General features: G+C 73.6%; 8 protein-coding genes and 1 pseudogene. 2 read left to right on the top strand and 7 right to left on the bottom strand.

Translation table 11 applies throughout. From position 1 onward, the window contains the following. Positions 1-45: 45 nt before the first annotated feature. Both ACH01S_RS40920 and ACH01S_RS40915 read right to left on the bottom strand, forming a co-directional pair. Positions 46-5520: an ATP-binding protein gene (locus ACH01S_RS40920; RefSeq protein ID WP_067905586.1), complete on the bottom strand. Its 5475-nt coding sequence runs from the start codon at positions 5518-5520 to the stop codon at positions 46-48. Positions 5521-5695: 175 nt separating this feature from the next. Further along, positions 5696-6916: a cysteine desulfurase-like protein gene (locus tag ACH01S_RS40915; protein ID WP_067905584.1), complete on the bottom strand. Its 1221-nt coding sequence runs from the start codon at positions 6914-6916 to the stop codon at positions 5696-5698. Positions 6917-7008: 92 nt separating this feature from the next. Here ACH01S_RS40915 and ACH01S_RS40910 point away from each other — a divergent pair, with 92 nt between their 5' ends. Further along, entirely contained in the window at positions 7009-7350 is a 342-nt protein-coding gene (locus ACH01S_RS40910; RefSeq protein ID WP_067905583.1) for a HEAT repeat domain-containing protein, read from the top strand. On the opposite strand, the gene ACH01S_RS40905 is transcribed toward ACH01S_RS40910, so the two are convergent. From ACH01S_RS40905 to ACH01S_RS40890, 3 genes and pseudogenes are all read right to left on the bottom strand, one after another. Beyond that, entirely contained in the window at positions 7347-9392 is a 2046-nt protein-coding gene (locus ACH01S_RS40905; protein ID WP_067905581.1) for an outer membrane protein assembly factor BamB family protein, read from the bottom strand. The two genes, ACH01S_RS40910 and ACH01S_RS40905, sit on opposite strands and share 4 nt — an antisense overlap. Positions 9393-9465: 73 nt before the next feature. Continuing rightward, positions 9466-10299 carry a hypothetical protein gene (locus tag ACH01S_RS40900; RefSeq protein WP_148344293.1) on the bottom strand — a complete coding sequence of 278 codons (834 nt, stop codon included), beginning with the start codon at positions 10297-10299 and terminating at the stop codon, positions 9466-9468. A gap of 73 nt (positions 10300-10372) precedes the next feature. Continuing rightward, positions 10373-11989: pseudogene (locus tag ACH01S_RS40890) on the bottom strand (aromatic amino acid lyase). 387 nt (positions 11990-12376) lie between these two features. Between ACH01S_RS40890 and ACH01S_RS40885 the strand changes: the two are divergent. Further along, on the top strand, positions 12377-14539 hold the full coding sequence (locus tag ACH01S_RS40885) for an MMPL family transporter (RefSeq protein ID WP_067905573.1): 2163 nt from the start codon (positions 12377-12379) through the stop codon (positions 14537-14539). A gap of 19 nt (positions 14540-14558) precedes the next feature. Here ACH01S_RS40885 and ACH01S_RS40880 read toward each other — a convergent pair whose 3' ends face one another. Then, complete coding sequence (locus ACH01S_RS40880) at positions 14559-15221, bottom strand: response regulator (RefSeq protein ID WP_067905571.1); 663 nt, start codon at positions 15219-15221, stop codon at positions 14559-14561. Then, positions 15218-16183 (bottom strand): sensor histidine kinase (locus ACH01S_RS40875; RefSeq protein WP_067905569.1); only part of this gene is annotated, 966 nt, incomplete at its 5' end. The genes ACH01S_RS40875 and ACH01S_RS40880, both read right to left, overlap by 4 nt.

The following is a 16183-nucleotide window of genomic DNA, read 5'->3' as shown; positions in this document are numbered from 1 at the left end:
CGTCCCATGGGATCCCATGGGACGCGGGACGGGGCGCCGGCCGCGTCAGCGCAGCCGCGCCTCGATCGACTCGATGATCCGCGGCCGCAGCTCGGCGGCGCGCACGACGGCGTCGACCGACCCGACCTCGACCGCCCGCCGGATGTCGTGGACCCGGTCGAACTCCGCGGCGACCTCGCCGAGCTTCTCCGCCCGGACCGACGCGCGCAGCTCGTCCAGCTCCGCCGACAGCGCGGCCCGGTCGGCCCCGGACGCGGCGGCGAGCCGCCCCTCCAGGTCGCGGACGCGCGGGTCGTTCGCGGCCCGCGCGTCGACGTCGCGGGAGAACACGGCCGCCGCCGCGGGCGCGCCGCCGAGCACCGACGCGAACGACCCCTCCAGCGCCAGCACGGTCATGTTCGGGTTCAGCGCCTTGGAGAACACGACGAACGCGCCGCCGTGGTACCGGGAGATCACGCAGAACACGATCGGGCCGCGGAAGTTCACGATCGCGCGGCCGATCTCCGCGCCGTACTCCAGTTGCAGCTTGCGCATCGACTCCGGCGAGCCGTCGAAGCCGGACAGGTTCGCGAGCACCACCAGCGGCCGGTTCCCGCTCGCCGCGTTGATCGCCCGCGCCGCCTTCTTGGACGACTGCGGGAACAGCGTCCCGGCCGTGTAGGAGTCGGGGCCGTCGGTGGGCGGGAAGCCGCGCCGCGGCACCGCCCGCGACTCGATGCCGAGCAGGCACACCGGCATGCCGCCGAGGTGGACGTCCTGCACGACCGCCGTGTCCGCGTCGGCCATGCCCGCCCAGCGCTCCAGCACCGGGTGGTCCTGGTCGGACAGCGCCCGCATCACCGTGCGGATGTCGAACGGCTTCTTGCGGTCCGGGTTGGCGTCGGCGGAGAAGATCTCGCCGACCGTGGCGAAGTCGCTGCCCTCCACGGTGTGCGGGAAGACCGACACGTCCCGGTCGACGGGGTCGGTCGTCTTCACGCGGCGCGGCGCGTCCTCGCCGGGCGCGACGTAGGTGTGGTCGTAGTGCGCCATGAGGACGTCCCGCGCGGCGGGGAGGTTCGGCGCCCAGTACTGCGCCTGCCCGTTCGGGCCCATGACGCGGTCGTAGCCGCCGATGCCGAAGTTGTCCTCGGCGGACACGCCGCCGGAGAAGTCGAGCGCCTGCTTGCCGGTGAGCACCATCGCCGAGTCGGGCGTCATCACGAGGACGCCCTTGGTGTGCATCAGCATCGTCGCCTCGGCGTTCCAGTACGGCTGCGCGCCGACGTTGATGCCCGCGACCACGACGTTGATCTCGCCGCCGTCCTGGGTGAACTCGACGATCCGCTTGAGCGCGGCGGCCACCCAGTCCATGTTCTCGGTGCCGGACTCCATCGAGATCCGGGCCCCGGCGGACAGCGCGTACCACTCGACCGGCACCCGCATCCGCTCGGCCAGGTCGAGCGCGGCGATCACGCGGCGGCACTCCGGCTCCGACAGCGCGCCGAGCGCCTTCGTCGGGTCGCCGAGCAGCACGACGCGGGTGACGCCCTCCTTGTGCCGCCGCGTCCTCGTCGTGACGACGCCCGCGACGATCGCGGCGGTGTTGCGCCCCTTCGGCCGGTCGACCGGCACGAGGACGTTCTCCTCGTCGAGGTCGTGTTCGACGAACTCGCCGAGCATGCCGGTCAGCTCGTAGGGGTAGACGGTGTTGCGGCTGGCCGCGCTCAGCACCTTCTGCCGGTAGCCGTCGACGGGCTCGATCAGGTCGTCCGGCGGCTCGCCGACGGTCAGCTTCGCGCCGCCGGTCGCGTCGAAGGAGAACCGCGCGGCGATCTTGTGCAGCACGCCGGTGCCGGGGTGCCGCTGCCGCGCGATGAGCATGATCTCCTCAAGCCCGGCGCCCGGGACCATCGGCAGCAGCCGGCCGGTGATCGTCTCCAGCTCGGCGCGGGTGATGCCGCTCGGCGGCCAGACGTAGATGACGATCCGGTTGGTGTCGAACCGCTTCTTCGCCGACCGGCTCTGCCGGGCGCGCCGGATCGAGTCGAGGCAGGTGGCGATCATGTCCTCGGCGGTCGGCAGCGCGATCAGCCGCCCGTCCTCGTCGCGCAGCTCGGTGAGGTTGCGGACCTGCGCGAACGCGACGAGCCGCTCGTCGGCCGGGTTCTCCCGCGCGACGCACTGGAAGAGGTAGACCTCCTCGTCCGAGGACGGGAGCCGGGTGAGGTCGAACTTGCTGAGCCGCTCCATCTTCATCCGCTGCGCGATGTAGGGGTGCAGGCCGCGGATCAGCCGCTCCTCCGCCATCCCGGTGGTCGACGGGCGGAACGTGAAGTGGTGGTGCATCAGCGCGCCGCCGCTGCCCGCGACGGTCGCGGTGATCCGGCGGACGCGCTCGGGCAGCGGGCGCGCGTTCAGCGCCTCGTGCAGCGCCGCCGCCATGGCGTCGAAGTCCTCCGGCTGGTTCTCCCAGGAGAGGTAGATGTCGGCGTCCACGTCGTCGCCGTCGCGGACGAGCCCGGCGAGGCCGCGCAGCGCGCCGTCGAGGGCGTCGAAGCTCACCGCCGCCGACACGACCGACGAGCCCTCGCGCTCGGCGACGACGAACCGGCAGCCCGCGACCTCGCTCGTCCGGACGCGGGTGAGCCCCTTGTTGCCGTAGTAGCGCCGGGTCAGCACCTCCAGCATGACCGAGTTGTCGCGGTCGTCGCGGAGCAGCCGCTGCCCGAGGACCCGCACCAGCGGCTCGGTGCTGCGGACCATCTCGGCGATGCGCTCGGCGCGGTCCGGGGCGTCCGGGTGCTCGTCCAGGTGCCGCAGGTGCCGCCGGACGTCGGCGTACACGCGGGCGCGGGCGCGGCGCAGCAGCGGCTGCGCGAACCATGCGAACACCACCCCGCGGGCGAGGTCGGCGACCACCGGGAAGCGCACCTGCGTCGCCGCGACCAGCCGGTCGAGCACGCGGTTGGCGTGGCCGTGCAGGTCCGGGTCCGGCGGCGGTTCGCGCAGCCAGTCGCGCAGCAGGGTCGCGACGGCCGCCGCGTCGACGGACGCGCGCTGCTGCGCGAGGAAGATCCGGAAGACCGCGCCCTCCAGCTCGGGCGTCCGGTCGAGCCCGGTGACGCCGTAGTGGCCGAGCGCCTTCGCGAGCTTGTCCTGGAACGCGTCCGGGAGCCCGGCCCGGTCGACGTCGAGGCTCTGCAGGTAGGTGTGGAAGTACTCGCGGGCGCTGTGGACGTGCCCGTTCCCGCCGTCGGTGCCGTCGCCGCCGCCCGCCGGGCGGTTGCGGCTCAGCTCGGCGAGGTCGGTGAACACGTCCACGAGGTCGAGTTCGGCGGCGAGCGGGCGGTGCCCGTCCACGGCGGCGGCGCGGCGGGCGGCGAGGTAGTCGTCCAGGACGCGGCGCTCGTCGTGCGGGTCGACGTCGAAGCCGAGCAGGAGGCTGCGTAGGTCCTGCTGGCCGCGCGCGATGCGCTCGCCGGGGTGGACGGTCTCCGCCTCGGCGGGCAGGTCCAGCTCGACGGGGCCGGTGGCCGGGCCGTCGTCCGCCTCCTCGGCCTCGTCGGCGAGCGGTTCGAGGCGCAGCAGCGCCGCGCCGGTCTCGACCTGGCTGCCGACGGCGACGACGCACTCCTTCAGCCGCGCCTTGAACGGGGCCCGCAGCACGGTCTCCATCTTCATGCTCTCCAGGACGAGGACGGGCGCGCCCGCCTCGACCTCGGCGCCGACCTTCACCGGCGTCGCGACGACCAGCGCGGGCGCGGGCGAGCGGACGACGCCGCCCTCGTCCCGGCTGACGCGGTGGGTCACGCCGTCCACCTCGACCAGGTGGATCGGGCCGTGCGTGCCGGTCAGCACCCGGTAGCGGGAGCCGTTCACGACGATCTGCCCGGTGTGCCGGTCGAACCGGTCGAGTTCGACGACGGCGGTGCGGATCGTCCCGCCCGCCTCGACGGCGACGCGGAAGCGGTGCGCGCCGACCCGCGCGACGCGCAGCCGGTAGGAGACGCCGCGCAGCTTGAGGTCGAGCGGGCGTCCGCCCTCGTGCTGGACCTGCGGGCGGCCGCCGAACGCGGTCGACAGCAGCCGCCGCCGTTCGACGCCCTCTTCCTCCTCGTACGCCTCGATGGCGGCGGCGGCGAGCGCGACGGCGGAGTGCCGGTGCGAGACGAGCCGCCCCTCGGCGCGGACGCGGTCGATCCACCCGGTGTCGGCGGTCGCGTCGATCACCTCGGGCTGGTCGAGCAGGTCGAGCACGAAGCTCTTGTTGGTCGCGCCGCCCTCGATGATCACCGTGGTCTGGGCCATCGCGCGGCGGAGGCGGCCGAGCGCCTCGTCCCGGTCCCGGCCGTAGGCGATGATCTTCGCGATCATCGAGTCGAAGTCGGCGGGGATGGTGTCGCCCTCGCGGACGCCGGTGTCGACCCGGATGCCGGGCCCGGCGGGCAGGTCGAGCCGGGCGATGCGGCCCGGCGACGGCGCGAAGTCGCGGTCCGGGTCCTCGGCGTTCAGCCGCGCCTCGATCGCGTGGCCGCGCTCGACCGGCGGCGCGCCTTCCAGGCGCCCGCCGGACGCGACGTGCAACTGGGCCTTGACCAGGTCGAACCCGGTGGTGGACTCGGTGATCGGGTGCTCGACCTGAAGCCGGGTGTTCACCTCAAGGAACGCGAACAGCCGCTCGCCCGGGTGGTAGAGGAACTCGACGGTCGCCGCGCCCCGGTAGCCGACCGCGACGGCGAGCCGCTCGGCGGACGCCTTCAGCTCCGCCGCCTGCTCCGGTTCGAGCACCGGCGACGCCGACTCCTCGATGACCTTCTGGTTGCGCCGCTGGATCGAGCAGTCGCGGACGCCGAGCGCCCACGCGGTGCCCTCGCCGTCCGCGATCACCTGGACCTCGACGTGCCGGGCGCCGGTGACGAGCCGCTCCAGGAACACGACGCCGCTGCCGAACGAGCGCAGCGCCTCCTGGCTGGTGCGCTCGTAGGCGTCGGTCAGCTCGGCCTCGCTGGTGACCTTGCGGATGCCGCGCCCGCCGCCGCCCGCCGTGGCCTTCAGCATCAGCGGGTAGCCGATGTCGGCGGCGGCGCGCTTGGCGGCGTCCAGCGACTCGACCGCGCCGCGGCTCCACGGCGCGACCGGCACGCCGACCTCCTCGGCGATCAGCTTCGCGCCGATCTTGTCGCCGAGCCGGCGCATCGCGTCCGCGCTCGGGCCGACGAAGGTCACGCCGATGCGGTCGCACAGCTCGGCGAACGCCGGGTCCTCCGCGACGAACCCCCAGCCGACCCAGGCGGCGTCCGCGCCGCTCTCGACCAGCGCGCGCTCCAGCACGGCCAGGTCGAGGTACGGGCGGGCGGACGCGGGCCCGAGGTCGTAGGACAGGTCCGCCTCCCGGACGAACGTGGCCGTCCGGTCCACGTCGGTGTGCAGGGCGACGGTCTCGATCCGTGTCCCGCGCTCCGCGGCGATGTCCCGCACGGCGTGGATGAGCCGCATGGCGGCCTCACCACGGTTGACGATGGCGACACGACTGAACACCCGACCGAGCCTTCCCGTGAAGCGACATGGGCCGCCGGAGCACTCCGGCCCCGACCATGCTCAGCCTTCCGTCTAACGGCTCGCTTAGCCATGTCGCTGATATCGCACGCTTGGCGGCTCCAGTTGTGGGATTCGTGCAAAACCCCTATGCCCTCCAGCCCGGATTAGGGGGTGCTCAAGCCCGGCGCAAGAACGCCTCCAGGTTGGTCAGCAGACGGTCGACGTCGGCGGCGTCGTTGTAGGGGGCGAGGCCGACGCGGAGCCCTCCGGCGTCCCCGAGGCCGAGCCGCCGGGACGCCTCCAGCGCGTAGAACGACCCGGACGGCGCGTCCACGCCGCGCTCGGCGAGGAACCGGTGGGCGTCGGCCGTGTCGCGTCCGTCGATGGTCAGCAGCAGCGTCGGCGTCCGCTCGGCCGCCCGCGAATGGACGGTGACCTGGTCGAACGCGCTCAGCCCTTCCTCGATCGTCCGGCGGAGCCCGTCCTCGTGCCGCTCCAGCGCCGCGAACGCGGACACGAGGCGGTCGCGGCGGGCGGCCCCGTCCCGCGGGCCGAGCCCGGCGAGGAAGTCGACGGCGGCGGTCGCCCCGGCCAGCAGCTCGTAGGGCAGCGTGCCGAACTCGAACCGCTCGGGGACGGCGTTCGTGGACGGCAGCAGCTTGTCCGGCGCCAACGTCTCCAGGAGATCGGGACGCCCGGCCAGCACCCCCATGTGCGGGCCGAGGAATTTGTAGGGGGAACAGGTGAAGAAGTCCGCGCCGAGCGCCTCGACGGCGACGGAGACGTGCGCGGTGTAATGGACGCCGTCCACGTAGAGGAGCGCCCCGGCGTCGTGCGCCGCCCGCGCGATGTCGGCGATCGCCGGGCGGGTGCCGATCAGGTTGGACGCGGCGGTGACGGCGACGAGGCGCGTCCGGTCCGAGAGCACGGCGCGGACGGCGTCGACCGGCAGTTCGCCGCTCTCCGGCTCGAAGTCGGCCCACCGCACGACGGCGCCGGCGGCCTCCGCCGCCTGGATCCACGGCCGGACGTTGGAGTCGTGGTCGAGCCGCGTCACGACGACCTCGTCGCCCGCCGCCCAGGTCTTCGCGAGCGTCCGGGAGAAGTCGTAGGTGAGCTGGGTGGCGCTGCGTCCGAAGACGATCCCGGACGGGTGCGCGCCGAGCAGGTCCGCGAGGGCCCGGCGAGCCTCGGCGACGATCGTCTCGGCGTTGCGCTCCCCCGGCGTGACGTCCCCCCGGTTCGACAGCGGCCGGGACAGCGCGCCCGCGATCGCCTCGATGACGGGCAACGGCGTCTGGGTGCCGCCCGGCCCGTCGAAGTGCGCGGACCCGCCCTCCAGCGCCGGGAACCGCGCGCGGACGGCGGCGACGTCGTAGGCCGTGTCCTCTGCCATGAGCACCTCCGTTATGTGTCCGGATTGCTCCATCATGGGCGATACCGGCTGGTCAGCGGCCACCGGCCCGGCCCGCTGCTAGGGTCGGCGCCATGTCGCGGCGCCGTTTCGACCAGGCCATGCAGCGGATGCGGGAGAAGGACCCGGGGACCCGCGAGGACGCCTTCGACTTCCTCCGCGAGCACGCCGACGCCTACGTCGACGAACTGATGGCGGAATTCAACGCCGAAACGGACGACCCCGTCCTGCGCTGCTGGCTGCTGGAACTGATAGCCGAGGCCCGCTCGGAAAAGGCGCTCGGCCTCTTCCGCGAACAACTGGAGGACATGGACGAGTCCCTCCAGTTCTGGGCCGTCCGCGGCCTGGAAATGCTCGACACCCGCGAGGCCGAACAGGCCCTCGACCAGGCCCGCGCCCACGGCCTCATCTCCTAGCCCCGCATGTCGCCGGGCAGGCGGCGGCGGTTCGGAGCGGTGGGGGCCGGGCGCCAGGGGCCCGGCTCGGTGCGGTACATGAGTCTGCCGTCCGACATCCGTAGGTCGATCAGGGTGTGCGGGACCTGGCAGCAGGGGGCTCTGGGCGGGACGACGGCCACGGCGAGCCGCACCGTGTTCCCGTCCTGCCGGACGATCTGAACGTCCTGGTAGTAGGGGCGTTCGGCGGATTCCCCGGGCGGCGCGCCGACCAGGCGGCCGCCCTGGAAGAGGAACACCTGGCCGCACAGCGGGCCGCAGTCGGCGTAGACGGCGCGCAGCGGCCCGGGGATGGGCGGCGACATCTGGATCACGGCGGTGAAGCCGTGGTCGCGCACGGTCCTCTCCACGGCGGCCCGGTCGAGCGCGCCCGCCGGGTCCGGTGGACGGTCCGCCTGGAGGAGCCGTGCGATCTTCGCGGGCAGATCGGTCCGGGTGGGCGCGAAGACGGCGACGACGGACCGGCCCCGGGCGACCAGCGCGCGGTCGGCGACGGGATCGGCGCCGGTGGACTCGCCGAGGTACTGGTAGCCGCCCGGTCCGGCCTGCCACGCGCGCGCGGGCCCGGGCAGGAGGCTCTGCACCAGCGCTTCGGCGCCCGCCTGGTCAGGGGCGACCCAGCCGACCTGAAGCGAGAAGGGATGCGGGCCCGCGAAATCGCATTGCTCGGCATAGGGCAGGCGCAGCCGTTCGGTGAAGGGCGAGCGCTTCGCGGGAAAGGGGACGTATCCGCGGCCGAGCGTGGCGAGTTGCCCGGCGGTGAGCAGGCGGCAGGGGTCGGGCCAGTCGGCGGGCCGCGCGGTGCCGAGGCGCGGGACGGGCGGCCGTGCGCGGTCGAGCCGCAGCGCGGTGTACTGGTACTGCTGCGACGCGTGGGAGACGAGGAAGACGTATCCCGGAACGGCGCCCGCGAACTGACCGGCCACCGGCCACGGCAGCGGCGGCGTGGCCCGTCCGGACGGATCGAGGAGGCTCGTCGTCCCCGGCGAGGCGCCGTCGAGGTCGCCGTTGAGCAGCACCAGCCCGTCGGCGGTGGTGGACGCGCCGACCTCGGCCCCCACCGCGCGCCCGCCGAGCGCGGCCCGCACCTCCTCCTTCCGCCGCCACAGCTCGGCGCCGCTCGCCAGGCTGACGGCCCGCACCTCGCCGTCGCCCTCGAAGATCGCCTGCCCGCCCAGCACCTGGACGAGGTGCCCGGGCGTCCCGTCGAAGCGTCCGAGGATGCGGCGCGATTCGGAGACGACCAGCGTCGTGTTCGGAATCGGGTCGGGGAGCGTCCGCGCGGTCAGATCGGCGGTCGTCCATTCGACGCCGACGGCGTCGGGCGTCGTCGCCACGTCCCGCACGGTCCCGGGGACCTCGGCGCGGTAGACCCGTCCGTTCGCGGGGTCCACCATCAGGAGCGGGCCTTTCTCACACGCCGCGACGACCATCCTCTCGGTGGCGGAAAGGGTGCCGTTCGCGCAGATCCTGGAACTCCACCAGCGCATGGCGCCGGTCCTCAGGTCGAGCCCGATCATCTCGCCGGTGACCCCGGTGAAGACGACGCCGCGGGAGGTGACCGCGGTGGCGCCGGCGGAGCCGTACCTGCCGGTCTCCACGATCCGGTGCGAATACATGGTCTCCGCCCAGAGCCGCCGGCCGGAGGAAAGGTCGTACGCGCGGAGCGTGCGGTAGGAGAGGCCCCTTTCGCTCTCCGGACGCGTCTGCGCCACGATCACGCCGTCCGCGATCGCGACGTCGCCGACCCGTTCGCCGACCGGGATGTCGTGCAGCGTCCGCCCGGTCACCGGGTCGCGGACCTCGATGTTCGTCAGGCCCGGCAGGACGGCGGCCGCCGGGGTGAACGACGCCTCCGGCCGGGCGAAGAAATCCCCTCTGGAGAGCGCCACGTCGAGGTTGGAGACGGTGGCCGTCCACACGGGCGTCAGGAGGTCCGGAAGGGCGCGCCTCGCCCACGGCCGGTCCGCGGCGTCCTGCGGCCCGGCATCGGAGGAGAACACAACCGCCCCGGATAAGACCAGAACGGCGACGAGAATGGCCCGGGTGATTCGCCTCCGGCCGTGGGCGGACACGTCAGCAGCTCTTCAACGGCAGGAAACGGCAGGCCGCCCGCGCCGGAGCCTCGTCGTATCCGGAACCCCGGATGAAAATCGACCGGTAGCGGGGCGCGGCCCCCGTCACCCGGAATGGACGCTTGAGCTTCGGGTCGCCGTCGTACACCACCAGCGTCTCCGCCGCCTTGTCCTTGTGCGCGAACCGGACGACGATGTCGAATTCCAGATATCCCCGGGTTATCGAGGCCACGAGGTGCGCGGGGGCCTGCTCCCCCTGGGCGAGGGTGATGACGGAGCCGTCCCCGTACCGCTTCCCGCCGATCTTCACGATGGGCGGCGCCGCGTCGAGGTTCGCGGTCAGCTGGGCGACGGGCGGCGTGCCCGCCGAGGAATGGCACAGCACGGCGGCGGACGCCGCCGGGCGCGCCTTCTCCCGGGGCCGGATCTCGATTCCGGTGACGGTGGCCTGGCCGCTGCCGCCGCGCAGGCTGAGGTCGATCGGCAGCTCACCGACCCAGACGCCGCCGAGCCGCCGCGTGACGCCCGCGACGTCGGAGTCCAGCCGGATCGCCGCCCGGTCCCGCACGCCGAGCGGGTCCCGCAGCGCCATGCACCCGGACTCCGGGGCCTTGGACGCCGCGCTCACCCACATCGCGGGCTCGGCGGTCGCGCGCTGCGCCTTGTCGGAGAGCACGTCCTTCGCGACGGGGAGCAGGACGAGCGTCATGAGCGCGGCGAACGCCATGCCGCCGAGCGTGAACAGCCGGACCTTCAGCCTTTTCCATAACGGCGGGCTCTGCCGGTCGGCGGCGGGCGGGTGCGCGCGGGGCCGGAAATTCCGGTGATGAGCCACGCGTCCGAGCATAAGGACACGCCCCGCAAATCACCCCGCGCGATAGGGGCCGATAACGGACGACGCGCCCGGGTCAGTCGGCGCGGCCCCGGACGGCCGACAGCAGCCCCTCGCCCGCCTGCCCGTTCACCATGCGGACCATTCTCTCCAGGTCGGGAGTGAGGTTCCGGTCATCGCGCAGTTCGGCGATCGCCCGGCGGATGACGTCCTGGATACGCCGCGTCCCGGCGCCGAGGCGCGGCGGCGCCGCTCTGTCCCTGATGCCGCGGACGACGAGGTCGACGCCCTGCGCGCTCATGAGGTACTGCACCGCGAGCACCGTGTCGAGGCGGACCTGGTTCTCGCGCAGGTTGCGGGCCGACGCGTTCGCCATCGTGTTGTGGTCTTCCTGCCCGTCCTTCGCGGGACGCGAAAGCGTCCCGGACGGGAACGCCCGCGCCTGCATCTCCGGGACCAGCGCCGTCGCGACCGTCTGGAGCTGGACCATTCCCGAGTTCAGCCCCACCTTGCCGCCCGCCAGATTGGCGGGCAGCCCGTAACTTCATCTGCTGGACAGCAGCCGCGCCGACAGTTCCTGCGACAGCACCCCGGCGTCGACGAGCCCGGCGTTGAGCGCATCCAGGGAATGGCCGAGAACGGCGCCGTCCCAGTTCCCGCCCATCACGAACTCCACCCCGCCGCCCGCTTCGCGGAACACCAGCGGATTGGACGTGGACGCGTTCATCTCCGGTGCGAGGACCTTCCCGACGTGGTCCATGTTCCGCCGCAGCGACGCCAGGATGTGCGGCGCGGCCCGCACCGAGACCGCGTCCTGGACGCGGTGCGAGTCCTCCGGGTTGAAGCGCACGCGCGTCCGGTCCGTCATGAACTCGCTGCCGCGCACGAGCCGCCGCAGCCGGGCGGCGACCGCCCGCTCCTCGGGGATCCGCCGCTCGTCGTGCGTGCGCGGGTCGAGCGACCCGGCCTCGGCCCGCAGCGCCTCCATGAACAGGGCGAACGCGCCCTCGGCATGGTCGGCCTGCGCCCGCGCCCGGTGCAGCGCCGCCACCGCGGACGCGGCGACGACCGTGCTGCCGCTCATGATCGGCAGCGCCTCGCCCATCTCCAGTTCGGCCGGGGCGATCCCGGCGGCCCGGAGGATGTCGGCGGCGCGGCCGACGCGGGTCGGGCCGCCGGGCCGCACCCAGCTCGCGCAGCCGCCGGTGCCCGTCGCGACCTGCCCGGCGACCGCCATCGGCTGGAGGTCCCCCGACCCGAGCGACCCGACCTGCGGCAGCACCGGCGTGACGCCCTTGTTGACCAGTTCGAGGAACTTGCCGGGCAGCTCGGGGCGCACGCCCATGTGCCCGCGCGCCATCTGGTTGGCGCGGATCACCAGCGCCAGCCGCGCGATCCGTCCCGGCAGGACGGGCTCGGTCGCGACACCGTGCGACGCCAGCACCCGCTTCTGGAACTCCTTGGACTCCGCCGGGGTGATCGGACGGTCCTTCAGCGGCCCCAGCGCCTGGTTCCACCCGTAGACGCGCGGCGGGGGCGGCGACCGCCGGGTGACCAGGGCGACCGCGTCGCGGCGGTACCCGCTCATCGTGCGGGTCGCGGCGGCGGCGAGGCTCACCCGCAGGCGCGGCGCCGTGAGGACGCGGAACGCCTGCTCGACGGTCAGGGAGTTCCCGTCCAGCCGCAGCGGCACGACCGGGCCGTCGGGAACGCGCGGCGGATCCACGCTGACGTTCGCGCAGTCGGCGATCGTCCGCCGCTGCGCGGGGACGCCGGGAACGGGCGACGCGGCGGCGACCAGCAGGGCCGTCCCCCCGGCGACCAGCCCCTTCGATCGACCGTGCTTCCGCAAGACGAGCCTCCCCGAGCGCCGATCCGCCGTCGCGAGATCGGCCTACCCCCGCGCGGGTCACCGGGCCGTCCGGGCGGGGCAAAGATCATCCATGGGCGGTCCGGCTACCGCGGGCGGAGTACCGCGGACGCGGTAGCACGGGCGGAATAGTGCCTTTTCCTGCACGACGCCGCGGAACGGCCGAAACACAAGCATTGGAGGGAGGCTCAAAAGACTTCAAGGAGAACGATGATGCCAACCGAGAATCCGCCTCCGGACGGGGTTCTGGCGAGACTGGCCCGGTTCTGTTTCCGGCGCCGCCGCCTGGTCGTCCTGGCCTGGGTCGCCGGCGTGCTCGCGGTGGCGTTCGCCGGGTTCGGCTATGGCGCGGCCTACGACAACGATTTCTCCGGCGGCGACTCCGGATCGGCGAAGGCGCAGCGGATCGTCGAACGGCATTTCCCCGAGCAGCAGGGTGACACGCTGACCCTCGCCGTCAAGGCGGACCGGGGGATCGACGACCCGGCCGTCCGGCGAAAGGTCGAGCGGGTCCTCGCCGAACTGGCCGACTCGCCCGTGACGGGCCCGGTGACGTCGCCGTACCAGGACGGGAGCCTGGTCACGGCCGATCGGCGCATCGCCCGCACGACGATCCCGCTGACCGTGAAGGAGCCGCCGAAGTCCGACGTCGAACCGCTGGTGGACGCGGTGAAGGACGCTTCGGGGGACGGCGTCGCGCTCGGCCTCGGCGGGGAGATGGCGGAGAAGGCCGAGACCCCGGGGCAGGGCCCGGCCGAGGGCGTCGGCGTGCTCGCCGCCGCCGTGATCCTGTTCGTCGCCTTCGGCTCGCTCGTGGCGATGGGCCTGCCGATCGTGACCGCGCTGATGGCGATCCTCGGGGGCATCGCCGCGATCAGGCTGGTCGGATACGTCATGCCCGCGCCGGACTTCACCGTGATCGTCGCCGCGCTGATCGGGCTCGGCGTCGGCATCGACTACGCCCTGTTCATCGTGACCCGCTACAAGGAGGCCCTCCAGGACGGCGACGGCCCCGAGCGGGCGACCGTCAGGGCGATCACGACCGCCGGGCACGCCGTCCTGTTCGCCGGGACGACCGTCATGATCGCCCTGCTCGGCCTGACGGTCGTCGGCCAGCGGCTGATCACCGGCGTCGCCGTCGCCGCCGCGCTGACCGTGCTCGTGACGATGGCCGCCGCGGTGACCCTGCTGCCCGCCTTCCTCGGCTTCACCGGCCACCGGATCAACGCGCTGCGGCTGCCGCGCCGGAGCGGGCGGAGCGGGCGCGCCCCGGCGCGGGAGCGGCGCACCCCGGCCGAGCGCTGGGCCGGGGTCGTGCAGCGCCGTCCGCTGATCGCGGCGGCGCTCGCGGGCGCGGGCCTGCTGGCGCTCGCCGCGCCCCTGCTGTCGATGCGGCTGAGCCTGCCGGACGCGAGCGTCCAGCCCCGCGACCGGAGCAGCTACACCTCGCACGCGATCGTCTCGGAGGGCTTCGGGCCGGGCTACGGCGCGCCGCTGATCTTCGCGACCGAGCGGGGGGCGCGGACCGACCTGGGCCCGGTCGTCGAGGCGGTCCGCGCGACGAAGGGCGTCGCCTCCGTCACCCCGCCCCGGATCAGCCAGGACGGGCAGGCAGCGATCTTCATGGCGTTCCCCGCGACCGGCTTCCAGGACGAGGCGACTCCCGAACTGGTCCACCACCTCCGCGACGACGTCCTGCCCCGCGCGCCCGGCGGCGCGGACGTCCGGCTCGGCGGCCCGAACGCCGTCGCGATCGACTTCTCCGCCGACATCGGCGCGCGGCTGCCGCTGATGATCGCGGTCGTGGTCGCGCTGTCGCTGGTGCTGCTCGTCGCGCTCGTCCGGTCGGTGACGATCGCGGTGCAGGCGGCCGTGCTGAACCTGCTGTCGATCGGCGCCGCGTACGGGGTGCTGGTGGCGATCGTCCAGTGGGGCTGGCTCGGGAAGGCGCTCGGCTTCCCGGTCGAGACGCCGATCGCGAGCTGGGTCCCGATGCTGATGTTCGCGCTGCTGTTCGGCCTGTCGATGGACTACGAGGTGTTCCTCGTCTCGCGGATCCGCGAGGAGTACGAGCGGTCCGGCGACACCCGGACGGCCGTCACCCGCGGCCTGGCGCGGACCGCCAAGGTCATCACCGCGGCGGCCGCCATCATGGTCGCCGTCTTCACGACGTCCCTGCTCGGCCCGGACGTGGCGGTGAAGCAGATCGGGCTCGGCATGGCGGTCGCCGTGCTCATCGACGCGACCATCGTCCGGATGGTGCTCGTCCCGGCCGTGATGGAGATGTGCGGCAGGGCCAACTGGTGGATGCCCGGACGGCGGGCGCCGAAGCCGTCCCCCATCCGCAAGGTCGAGGAAACAGCGGGAGTCTGAGGCCGGTGGCCCCTCGGCGTCATTGACTCCGGGGGGCCACCAGCCCGGACTCGTACGCGAGGACGACGAGCTGGGCCCGGTCGCGGGCCTGGAGCTTCGCCATCGCCCGGTTGATGTGCGTCTTCGCCGTGAACGGGCTGATCACCATCCGGTCGGCGATCTCGTCGTTCGACAGCCCCTGCGCGGCCAGCAGCACGGCCTCGCGCTCCCGGTTCGTCAGTTCCTTCAGCCCCTCCCCGACCCCGGGGTTGAGGGGCTGCGCGACGTACCGGCTGATCAGCATCCGGGTGATGGACGGCGCGAGCAGCGCGTCCCCGCGCGCGGCGACGCGGACGGAATGCAGCAGGTCGTCCGGCTCGATGTCCTTGACGAGGAATCCGGCGGCCCCGGCCCGCAGCGCGTTGAAGACGTATTCGTCGAACCCGTAATTGGTCAGGATGACGACGTGGACCCCGGCGAGGTCGGGGTCGGCGGCGATGCGCCGGGTCGTCTCGATTCCGTCCATGACGGGCATCTGGATGTCGATGAGCGCGATGTCGGGCAGGTGTTCCCTGATGAGCGCCAGGCCCTCCCGCCCGTCCCCGGCCTCGGCGACGACGTCGATGTCGTCCTCGGCGTTCAGCAGGGCCCGGAACCCGCCCCTGATCAGCGGCTGGTCGTCGCACAGCAGGACGCGGATCACGACAGCTCGCCCACCGGGAACTCGGCCCGCACGCTGAACCCGCCCTCGCTGCGCGGCTCCGCGCTCAGCCGTCCGCCGAGCGCCGTGACGCGCTCGCGCATGCCGAGCAGCCCGACGCCCGGAACCGGCGCGACACCCGGCGTCGCCTTGCCGTCGTCGTCGACGCGGATGGCGAGCGTCCCCGGCCGGTAGTCGATCCGGATGGACGCCGTGGCGGCGGCCGCGTGCCGCGCCGTGTTGGTCAGCGACTCCTGGACGATCCGGTACGCCGTCTGGTCGACCGCGACCGGTACCTCCTGCCGCTGGCCCTCGATGGTCAGCGTCGTCTCCAGGCCGATCCCCCGCGCCTTCTCCACCAGCTCGGGGACGTGGTCGAGCCCGTGCGACGGCGACCGCTCGTCGTCGCGCAGCGTCTCCAGCGTCGCGCGCAGCTCCCGCGTCGCCTCGCGGCCCGCCTCCTGGATCGCGAGCAGCACCTCCGGCACCGGCTCGCCCCGCTTGCGGGCCAGGTGGACGGCGACCCCCGCCTGCACCTTGATGATCGAGATCTGGTGGGTGAGCGAGTCGTGCAGCTCCCGCGCGATGTGCAGCCGCTCCTGCGTCGCGCGCAGCCGGGCGGCCTCCTCGCGGGTGCGCTCGGCCTCGTCCGCCCGCAGCTCCGCCTGCCGCAGCGCCTCCCCGGCGGCGCCCGCGGCGGCGAGCCAGGCCAGCTCCAGGACACCCTGCGCCTGCGCGAAGGCGTCGCTCAGCGGCCGGTCCCCGGACGGCGCCAGCGCCGCGATCGGCAGCGCCGCCAGCAGGGCCGCGCTCACCGCCAGCGTGACGGTCCGGTGCCCCGCCCGGACGGCCGTGTACACCGCGAACAGGTACGCGACCGCGGGGACCTCGAACCCGACCGCCTTGTACCCGACCGCGCACAGTCCCGTGACGACCAGGACGGGGATCGGGGCCCGGCGCAGGCC

Source organism: Actinomadura chibensis NBRC 106107 (assembly GCF_001552135.1).
GTDB classification, from domain to species: Bacteria; Actinomycetota; Actinomycetes; order Streptosporangiales; family Streptosporangiaceae; genus Spirillospora; species Spirillospora chibensis.
The sequence above is the reverse complement of the archived record's forward strand: the minus strand, read 5'-3'. Positions and strand labels throughout refer to the sequence as shown.